The organism is Intestinibacter sp. (genome assembly GCF_034113885.1).
Taxonomy (GTDB): domain Bacteria; phylum Bacillota; class Clostridia; order Peptostreptococcales; family Peptostreptococcaceae; genus Intestinibacter.
On the sequence record NZ_JAXEWM010000120.1, the window covers coordinates 1 to 9379 of the forward strand.

Here is a 9379-nt window from a genome sequence, read left to right on the forward strand (position 1 = left end):
ATTTCTTGGCTATTTAACAGTAACATGAGATGTATTGAAGCTAGTAAAAAACAATTTGCAGTATGTAAAAAATAAATTTAACAGTAACATGAGATGTATTGAAGCTCATTAGAGGTGATAAATACATATATGTATCCATCAATTTAACAGTAACATGAGATGTATTGAAGCATATTAGCATCCACAACTTTAGCGAATGTTTCAGCTATTTAACAGTAACATGAGATGTATTGAAGCGCCATCCGCTATATGTATCGAAGTCCCATTTACATATTTAACAGTAACATGAGATGTATTGAAGCCAAAGAGTAGGATTAATTTTCTACTCTTTTTTAATATTTAACAGTAACATGTGATGTATTAAAACCATAACTATCCACGACATTTACAATTACCTATTAGAACATCCACCTAACCATTAACTAAATCACATCCACATTAAACTCCTTAAAATCCACATATTTTAAAGGATTTCCCCACCAAAAGTCGAATTACTATGTATAGAGAATTTCCACCAAAAATCCCAACAAAATTGCACTCCAAACACACCACTACCCAAAAACCAACTCCATCTATCTCTAAAAAATAACTTTTCAGGAGGTAAAACATGGAATTTAAAATTTGCGGATTTTCGCCAAAGGCTGCATCTCAACTTGGACTAGATGGAGCAGATTTACTATTACTTGAAGATTTTGTAGAGGAAAAAAGCTCAAATTATATAGAGCAAAACGACAAAATTTACTACCTTTTAGATGGGCAAAAAATAGAGGAGGATTTGCCTATTTTGAACATGAAAAAAGCTTCTATTTACAAGAGATTTAGAAAAATGGTTAAGATTGGCATTTTAGAAAAAATAACTATGAAAGGTCATGGAACTTATATTTACTGTGCGTTAGGTCCTAATTACTATTTTTTAGTTGATCCAAATAAATACGAAAAATATACTCCCTCAAACCCCTTAGATAATTGTGCTCAAAAATCTCCAGAAAATAAATCTGAGGAAGAAAGTGATTCTAATCCAAATGATACGGATTTAAATCCGACTGAAAGTACTCTATGTCCGAATCTTACGGATTTAAATCCGACTGAAGGACATCTACATCCGAATCTATCGGATTTAAATCCGACTGAAGGACATCTACATCCGAATCTTACGGATTTAAATCCGACTGAAGGCTATCTACATCCGAACCTACCGGATTTATTTCCGAACCTTACGGATTCACATCCGAACCTACCGGATTTATTTCCGAACCTTGCGGATTCATATCCGAACCTTACGATTTTAAAGTTCAAGCAAATAATTAATATATCAAATTCAAATACTAGATTATATATATCAAATATAAATACTAGATTATTTAGAGAGATTATATATATCGTTATACATAAGGTGACTGCGTCCATCGAGAAATTGTCTCTCTCTGTGTCAAATTCATTTTCCCAAAATCTCCACGCAGCAATTTATCCAAGATGCCACGGTCCAACTATGCCTGCAACTACGCCATTAAAAAACACCACAAGAAAAAATTTCTCATGGTGCTTTAACAGGCGTTTTGCCTAGCATATGTCATAATAATAATCTATCAGCTTGTTTGCGCGGGTTGGATGAGACAGCTTTCTAAGAGCTTTGTTTTCTATCTGTCTAGCTCTTTCTCTAGTGACGTTGAAGGCCTTACCGACTTCTTCTAGAGTATGTGCTTCTCCTCCATTTAGGCCAAATCTAAGTTCTAGTACGCCTTTTTCTTTTTCAGTTAGGGTTCCTAGGATTTCTTCTATTTGGTCTTTTAGCAAAGAGGCTGTTACGATTTCTTCTGGTGATAGAGCGTTTTTGTCTGGCAATACTTCCTCTAGCTCAGTGTCGTCTTCTTTTCCTACTGTGGATTCTATAGATGCCGGCTTTTGAGAGACGTTTATGACTTCTACGACCTTGTCTACAGACATGTCCATTTTGTCGGCGATTTCTTCTGGCTTTGGATCTCTGCCTAATTCTGCTGCTAGTAATGCAGATACGCTCGATAATTTATTTATTTTTTCTACCATATGGACTGGCACTCTTATAGTTCTGGCTTGGTCGGCTATGGCACGTGTGATGCCTTGTCTAATCCACCAAGTTGCGTAAGTGCTGAATTTAAAGCCCTTTGTGTAGTCGAATTTTTCGGCTGCCTTTATAAGACCTAATGTACCCTCTTGAATTAAATCTAGCATAGGCATCCCTTTTCTCAAATATTTTCTAGCAACACTTACTACTAGTCTGAGATTTGATTCTACTAATTTTTGTTTAGCTAGTTCATCTCCTTCTGAAACTTTTTTTGCAAGCTCTAGCTCCTCTTCTTTAGTCAATAGAGGTATACTTCCTATTTCTTTCAAATACATTTTTACTGAATCATCTAGGTTTGCAAATTCTTTTGATACTTCTCCCATGTCGTTTTCAATTGTTTCAACATTTTTCATATCTAGCTCCATAGACATTTTTACCCCCTTAATAATATTTACCCTCTTTATATACTTCAATCAGTATATATTTTTAAAAATACTAATACATAGCAAATAAAATTACACGAAATACGACAAATATCCTTATTTCGTTTTTAAAAATTTTTATATCGATTTTTATAATGCTGAATACTATAGATTTTGTGTGATTTTGATGTGTTTTTTCGATATTTTAGTGATACCTTATTATATTCTACATTTTAACTTAAATTCCTTCTTTTTTTTTAATTTTTTTGTAGATTTTTGTTATTTTATCTCAAAAGCCCCCATTCCCATGGTTCCTTTGAGACCTACACCGCTGTAGATAGCAAATTGTAATAGCTTCATAACCTCATTTTTAAAGCCTTGACTCCCCTTTACCTTCAAATTTACAGTTCCCATAAATCCTGGTACATAATTTCCTTTCACTCCAAAATGACTTGTTCTTAAATTATATCCTGTAATTTCCACATTTTCAACAATTTTTTCAAGAAAATTTTCTTCTAAGTCATTTTTTGAGAAATTTTTGTACTTATTTATAATACTGTTGAAAATATGCTTAACTGTCGGAAAAATCTCATAGCCTCCAGAAGTCCTCTTAAAGCTAGTCGGCGTCTTGAAATTCACTACTATATCTCTTTTCCCAATATCATCTAAAATCACAGCCTCACATAACTCCATCTTTTGTATAATCAGCTTCGTCTTTCTATATGTCAAATCTAAAATTCTTCTATCTGATGTTAAAATCTTATCTATAATTCCAGCCTTAGCCTCCTCAGTCAATGTATTTATCACCCAATAATACTTATTATTTTTGATTTCAAAATACTGGCTATACGGTCTTAAGGACTGTCTATGAAGCACCTCCCCGTAATCTCTATCTAAAAATGTCATCATTATCCCCTGAAGCACGGAGCCTATGTTGTAGTCTAGCTTCTGCTTTTTATCTAAAGTGAACTCTATAGTCAATCTGTATATCATAATTTTCGCCTCGCTTAATCAAGTTTATTGTCTATAGCATCTAGTAAATCGTATATCTCCTCGTATTCGTACATTGTACCTTCTTTTAGCATTTGTCTAAACTCATCAGTGCTCACAAATTTAACTCTAGCGACCTCCTCCTCTTGAAGAACTATATCGCTGAGCTCGACGTCCTTTCTGACAAAATATATATCCCATATCATTCCAAGGCGAGTATTGAAAGTCCCGGCAAGCTGGCAGTCCTCCTCTTTGACTGTGATGCCTAGCTCTTCTCTTAGCTCCCTTACACATCCCTGTCTAGTTGTCTCACCTGATATAACTCTTCCTGTTGTAAGAGCCCATACTCCAGGCAAAATCTCGCATTTATCAGATCTCTGTTGGACTAGGATTTGTTTTTTAGAATTTATAATCCAGCCCTCTGTAGCTAGATGGTATTCGCCTTCATTCCATTTTTCGTATTTGCCCTTTTTCTTACCTGTAAAATTTCTATCCTTGTCGTAAATATCCCAATATTCCATGTTTTTCTCCTTTATCTGACATTATTAAAGGACTATTCAAAACGAACAGTCCCACCTATTTACACTTCTTCTACAAATTCAATAACACCTTCAGCGAGTCTTTTTACTCTAGCAAGAGAATATACATCGTATCCTGCATCGTCAAGTCTTTGTCTTCCAGGCTGGAATGATTTTTCTATAACTATACCTACACCTGAAACTGTCGCTCCTGATCCTTCAATCAATCTAATTCCACCAAAAGCAGCTTCCCCATTTGCCAAAAAATCATCTATTAATAGAATTTTATCGTCCTTGTCTATGTATTTTTTAGATAGAGTAAGTTCATAGCTAGTTCCCTTTGTAAATGAAGTTACCTTAGTTTGGTAAACATCTCCATTTAATATTTTAGATTGTTGTTTTTTTAGTATGACCATAGGTACATTTAATTTTATCGCTGTCATAACAGCTGGAGCTATTCCCGAACTTTCTATAGTAAATACCTTTGTTATGCCTTTATCCTTATAGTACTCTGCAAATTCTTCTCCCACTCTTTGCATTAGAAAAGGATCTACTTGATGATTTAAAAAACAGTCTACCTTAAGCACTGTTTCATTGATAGCAGTCCCCTCGCTAAGTATTTTCGCCTCTAATTCCTTCAAATCTGTCACCTCATCTATTTTTATATCTAATTTTTAAACTATTGAGCTAATTATACCATAATATGTTTTTTCTGTACATAAAACAGCTAAATTCAACTTTTTATGTAATTATTTATATTAAAAAACAATATTTTTTTATCGATAAACAATAAATAATTATTGACTTGACCTTTTTTCTCTGTTATTATAAACTCATAATAATTAAACTTGAGGAGGTTTATTATGAAGCAAAATGAATTAGCGAGATCATTAAAATTGTTTATAAGTCTAACTTGTATTATATTGGCAATTGTAGCCTTGGTCATAGTTCCAATATTTGGGCGCGATATAGCCTCTGAATATCCAGAGTACAGCTATATGTTCTATCCTTGTCTAATATTTATATGGATAACTGCGATTCCATTTTACGGAGCGCTATTTGAAGGCTGGAAAATCTCAAACGAAATCAACAACGACAATTCATTTTCTAAAAAGAATATGGATTCTTTAAATAAAATCAGAAGATACGCTCTATCAGAATGCATTTTATATTTTATAGGTGCGATTATTTTATTATTTTTAAATTTGCTACATCCAAGTATTTTAATTATAATATTATTTATAATATTCGTAGCGATGTGTATATCAGTTTTTACTGCTGTACTTGCACATCTAGTTCAAAAGGCGTGCGATTTAAAGGATGAAAATGATCTAACAATATAGAGGTGTTTAAATGAGTATAAGAATTAATTTAGATGTGGTTTTAGCGCAGAAAAAAATGAGCGTAACGGAATTATCTGAGAAGGTCGGGATAACTATGGCAAATATTTCTATTTTAAAAAACGGAAAGGCAAAGGCAATAAGATTTACGACTTTAGACAAAATATGTGAGGCATTAGACTGTCAGCCCGGAGATATATTAGAATATATTAAAGACGATGATTAATAAAGTGATAGAGCTATATCTATCACTTTATTTTTATCTATTATATATCAACATCGGCTATACCTGCCATTTTAAGCAGGAATTTGGCGTTAGTAGTTACGCATCTTCCGTCTCTTATTTTGTAGTCGAATTTAATTTCATCGTCTTTGTAGTATTCAGCGAAATGGTAGTTTACGGCTTTTATGTTTTCGTCGCTTTCTAGGTTGCATAGCTCGAAGTCGTGTGTAGATACTAGGGTTATGCTCCAAGTGTTTGAGAGCTTTTTGATTGCCTCTGTCGCGCATATTATCCTGTCTGCTGAATTTGTGCCCTTGAATATCTCGTCTATTAAGCATATCATAGGGCTTTGGTTTTTGTTGTACTCTGTCATGTCCTTGATTCTAAGTAGCTCTGCATAGAAAGTGGAAATTCCCTTGTTTACATTGTCCTCTACTCTTATCGATGTAAGTATTTTCATTACAGATGCGTTAAATTCAGACGCTAGTACGGAGCCTCCAGCATATGCTAGGACTAGGTTTATACCTATGCTTCTTAGGAAGGTAGTCTTTCCTGACATGTTAGAGCCTGTGATTACGCAGGTTTTACCTTTTAGGCTGACTCCATTTCCTACTGCGTCTTCTATTTTTATGAGAGGATGCTTTAGGTCTTTAAATTCTATCTGAGGTATTTCGTCTTCAGTTATATCTGCAAACATATAGTCGTCTCTAAGATATGTGATAGACGCTAAGCTTATCAATGCTTCTATTTCGCCTACGACCTCTAGATAGGTTCTTATATATTTTCCGTATTTCATTTTCCATTTGTCAAACATATCTATACAGTGAAAATCCCATAAAAACGCTCCATTTAACAAGACGTTTGCGACGAAGTTCTGTCTAAGCGCTATATAATCTCCTATTTTTTTGAGTTCGCCTAGTGCCTTTAAGCTTCCTCCGTCTTTGTTTAGAGTTTGCTTTAGCTCTTTTAAATATGGGCTTGTGAATTCCCTGATCTCAATTTCTTTAAATATATCCTCATAGACCTTTATATTTTTATAAAAATCTGCTACAGGTAGTAGCACAGCTGTGCTCCTTTGCATATTTAAAAATGCCAATAAAAGGTTCACAATCAAAACTAATTTTAAAATATTTGCATATCTAACTGGGTTTATCCCTATTAAAAACAATACTACAACTGCTATAAATACAGGTGGCAGTATCCACATCAAAAATCGATTTATGCTGGCTTGATTAGTGCCTTCATCCTCGCAAACCTCTAAGAATTTTTTTATCTCTTTATTTACGTTTTTCTTTTTATTTTCGTTTATCAAATTAGATAATGTCTCTATCTCATCAGAAAACTCCTGCATATGAGATAGCTCCTCGACGGCCTTTTGATGCTTTGTTATATCATCTAGATTGTACTCTGTGTTTTTAAGATGATTTACTAAACATTTCTTCCCGTAGACAGTATTAGCGCTACAGATATACTGGTATAGAGAGCCCTCTCCAAATATATCCAAGTCCTTCAAATGAGGCATTTTTTCATCTAGGTACTCTGTTCCCTTGTCTCTGAAGTCGTACCATGTACCATTTAATCTCTTGATGTACTTTTTATATACCTTGCCCTTGCTTTCTCTGTATTTAATTTTCGCCTCTATATTGTTGTGAAGCTTTACAGTTGCCAAGAAAACAACTGTCAAAATCAACACCAACCCATAAAATATGTTATTTTTATTAAAATATCCATACGACAACAATGCCACAATCGCGACAAACAGAGCTACTCTAATCCAGCTTATAAAATTGCTCTTTTTATTCAGCTCCTGTAAGCTTTTTTCAATTTCTTCTCGCTTCTTTTTATAATCTTCAATTTTCATTTAAAAATCTCCCTGTAAATAATTTTCTATACAAAAAAGTATAACAGATTTTACCGTCTGTTATACTCTTTTGTTTGTTAAGATTTATTAATTTTTTAATGGTTTATAATGATTTATATATTTAGCATTGTTGCATTTTCTCCACATACGCTTTCGAAATCCTTTATAAATGCATCTACAGCGCATGTAACAGCGTCTAATTTAATTAAACCGTTCATTACATCTGGAGCTATTGTGGCAGCGCCGATTCCATATTTTGCTAATTCTAAAACTTGTTGAGAATTTTTGAAGCTAGCTGCTATTACTTCTGTTTCTATATTATTTTTAACATATATATCGTGTATATCCTTTGCGACCTTTACTCCATTTGCCCCTAGGTTATCTATTCTGTTTACATAAGGAGCTGCATATTTAGCTCCAGCCTTTCCTGCAAGATAACCTTGCATTTGTGTGTATATAGCTGTTGCAGTTACATTAACGCCTTTTTTTGCAAGGATTTTTATTGCCTTTAAGCCTTCCTTTGTAACTGGTACCTTTATGTAAGTATTGTCGCCTAGCTCTTGTCTTATTTTATCAGCCTCTTCAACCATATCCTCAGCGATTTTTGATATTACTTGTACGTGTAATTCTCCTTCAGCTCCTATGAATTCTCTGATTTCCTTTAAAACTTCGTAAGGGTTTCTATTTTCCTTTGCTAAAATAGATGGGTTTGTAGTAACTCCATCTACTGGATAGTACATATACATTTCCTTTATTTTTTCTAAATTTGCGTAGTCTATTATTAATTTCATAATGTCACCTTTCTCCGTATTAATTATTTAATTATATTTTAACAGTATATTCCAAAATAATTAATACACATTTTTTCCACCCCTGAGAAATTTTTCAGACTTATTTCAAATTTACCGCAGCTTTCTAGTCGACTACGCACAAATTATTCTATTTGCAATATAATTTATAAATGTCTCAGCGATCAACTTATGCGCCCTTTCATTTGGATGAATTCCATCCTCACATATAAAATCATCTGTATTTCCCTCAAGTATAATCGGTGTACGTATGTCGATTAAATCGCACTTTTGTGCATTAGCAATATCCATAAGCGCAAGCGAATAAGTCTCCTGATGCTTGTAAATCCTATTTATATCGCCCATCCATTTTTTTATATTATCTGTATTTAGTCCGTTTTTTCCAAACCAATCAAAATATCTTTGAGAAGAAAGCGGAGGTAAATTAGTCAAAATAGGCTCGATGCCCTTTTGTCTAAAGTTTTCTATAATATTATTTATATTCTCTCTAAATTTAGGAAGTGGTGTATTCGGCAAATACTCTCCATCAGGATTTCTAGAAATTTCCTTCCAATTATAATCACAGTCATTTCCACCCAATTCCACCAAAGCGTAATTTGGAAGCTCATCCCTAGATAAGCTCTTTTGTATAAGCTTCATAGCCTTTGTAACTGTAAGTCCAAATTTAGAATTATTTTTTATATCGAAGTCAAATTCCTTTTTAGTTAGCTCTACACTACTGTTTTTTAATAGAGAATATTTATCCTTTCCATCTTCTAGTACAACTCCCTTTAATACAGAATCGCCCCATATAGCTATTTTTTTCATATATATCATACCTTTCTTTTTTATCAATTCTTTTTATATCTATTTTATGTATTTTATAATTTTATATAAACTAGTATCTAATACTATGTTATATTTTTTATGTAACTAAGTCAAGAACTTTTATATTTCAAATCACATAATAGAGTATTTAATATTATATAAACTACTATTGATTATCCTTCCTCTTAATGATAAAATTTCTAGGTAGATACTAAATAAATAAATAAGGAGCTGGTAAATTTGGATTTTAAGGATTCTCATTATATAAAGGAAATTTTAGATTTTCACCTTCCGAGATTTAATGAGCTACCAAATATAGATTTATACATGGATCAGGTTTTATCGATAATAGAAACCTCTCTTAGCAT

10 protein-coding genes and 1 CRISPR repeat array are annotated in these 9379 nt (G+C 33.1%); of the genes, 3 read left to right on the forward strand and 7 right to left on the reverse strand.

Translation table 11 applies throughout. The features are described 5' to 3' along the window. Nucleotides 1-11: 11 nt before the first annotated feature. Nucleotides 12-367: direct repeats of the CRISPR family, unit length 30 nt; unit sequence ATTTAACAGTAACATGAGATGTATTGAAGC. A 240-nt stretch (nt 368-607) separates the two neighbouring features. After that, the gene (locus tag SPD90_RS07320; protein WP_320924788.1) at nt 608-1564 is read left to right on the forward strand and encodes a hypothetical protein; all 957 of its coding nucleotides are present in this window, start codon (nt 608-610) and stop codon (nt 1562-1564) included. On the opposite strand, the gene SPD90_RS07325 is transcribed toward SPD90_RS07320, so the two are convergent. From SPD90_RS07325 to SPD90_RS07340, 4 genes are all read right to left on the reverse strand, one after another. Next, entirely contained in the window at nt 1561-2454 is an 894-nt protein-coding gene (locus SPD90_RS07325; RefSeq protein ID WP_320924794.1) for a sigma-70 family RNA polymerase sigma factor, read from the reverse strand. The genes SPD90_RS07320 and SPD90_RS07325 overlap by 4 nt on opposite strands. A gap of 288 nt (nt 2455-2742) precedes the next feature. Then, complete coding sequence (gene cas6 / locus SPD90_RS07330; RefSeq protein ID WP_320924789.1) at nt 2743-3456, reverse strand: CRISPR-associated endoribonuclease Cas6; 714 nt, start codon at nt 3454-3456, stop codon at nt 2743-2745. Nucleotides 3457-3470: 14 nt separating this feature from the next. Then, complete coding sequence (locus tag SPD90_RS07335) at nt 3471-3974, reverse strand: NUDIX hydrolase (protein ID WP_320924790.1); 504 nt, start codon at nt 3972-3974, stop codon at nt 3471-3473. Between the two features lie 59 nt (nt 3975-4033). Next, nucleotides 4034-4621: a xanthine phosphoribosyltransferase gene (locus SPD90_RS07340; RefSeq protein WP_334309409.1), complete on the reverse strand. Its 588-nt coding sequence runs from the start codon at nt 4619-4621 to the stop codon at nt 4034-4036. Nucleotides 4622-4834: 213 nt separating this feature from the next. Between SPD90_RS07340 and SPD90_RS07345 the strand changes: the two genes are divergently transcribed. Both SPD90_RS07345 and SPD90_RS07350 read left to right on the forward strand, forming a co-directional pair. Beyond that, nucleotides 4835-5314 (forward strand): DUF2975 domain-containing protein, encoded by a 480-nt coding sequence (locus SPD90_RS07345; protein WP_290686494.1) that lies wholly within the window; start codon nt 4835-4837, stop codon nt 5312-5314. Nucleotides 5315-5324: 10 nt separating this feature from the next. Next, a complete protein-coding gene (locus tag SPD90_RS07350) occupies nt 5325-5537 on the forward strand; it encodes a helix-turn-helix domain-containing protein (protein WP_320624700.1) in 213 nt (70 codons plus the stop codon). Nucleotides 5538-5577: 40 nt separating this feature from the next. Here SPD90_RS07350 and SPD90_RS07355 read toward each other — a convergent pair whose 3' ends face one another. The 3 genes from SPD90_RS07355 to SPD90_RS07365 form a co-directional block, all read right to left on the reverse strand. Continuing rightward, nucleotides 5578-7395, reverse strand: a complete 1818-nt coding sequence (locus SPD90_RS07355) for a MutS-related protein (protein ID WP_320924792.1) — start codon at nt 7393-7395, stop codon at nt 5578-5580. A gap of 113 nt (nt 7396-7508) precedes the next feature. Next, entirely contained in the window at nt 7509-8186 is a 678-nt protein-coding gene (locus SPD90_RS07360; RefSeq protein ID WP_320924793.1) for a fructose-6-phosphate aldolase, read from the reverse strand. 132 nt (nt 8187-8318) lie between these two features. Continuing rightward, a complete protein-coding gene (locus tag SPD90_RS07365; protein ID WP_320625732.1) occupies nt 8319-9011 on the reverse strand; it encodes an SGNH/GDSL hydrolase family protein in 693 nt (230 codons plus the stop codon). Nucleotides 9012-9379 lie beyond the last annotated feature (368 nt).